The sequence below is a fragment of the Necropsobacter rosorum genome (assembly GCF_964241405.1).
In the GTDB taxonomy this organism is placed as follows: Bacteria; Pseudomonadota; Gammaproteobacteria; order Enterobacterales; family Pasteurellaceae; genus Necropsobacter; species Necropsobacter rosorum.
Window position 1 is genome coordinate 1 of the sequence record NZ_CAXSXF010000017.1, and the last position, 555, is coordinate 555.

Annotated in this window: 1 rRNA gene; it reads right to left on the reverse strand. The window is 53.0% G+C overall.

Annotated features, from left to right (window positions below):
• Positions 1 to 555 (reverse strand): 23S ribosomal RNA (locus tag ACESOH_RS11765); the annotation flags it as partial.

Genomic DNA, 555 nt, shown 5'->3' on the forward strand with positions numbered 1-555 from the left:
CCTGAATGCCGCAGCTTCGGTGCTATGTTTCAGCCCCGTTACATCTTCCGCGCAGGCCGACTCGACTAGTGAGCTATTACGCTTTCTTTAAATGATGGCTGCTTCTAAGCCAACATCCTAGCTGTCTAAGCCTTCCCACTTCGTTTCCCACTTAACATACACTTTGGGACCTTAGCTGGCGGTCTGGGTTGTTTCCCTCTCCACGACGGACGTTAGCACCCGCCGTGTGTCTCCTGAGTATCACTCTTCGGTATTCGCAGTTTGCATCGGGTTGGTAATCCGGGATGGACCCCTAGCCGAAACAGTGCTCTACCCCCGAAGGTGTCCGCTCAAGGCTCTACCTAAATAGATTTCGGGGAGAACCAGCTATCTCCCGGTTTGATTGGCCTTTCACCCCCAGCCACACGTCATCCGCTAATTTTTCAACATTAGTCGGTTCGGTCCTCCAGTTAGTGTTACCCAACCTTCAACCTGCACATGGCTAGATCACCGGGTTTCGGGTCTATACCTTGCAACTCAACGCCCAGTTAAGACTCGGTTTCCCTTCGGCTCCCC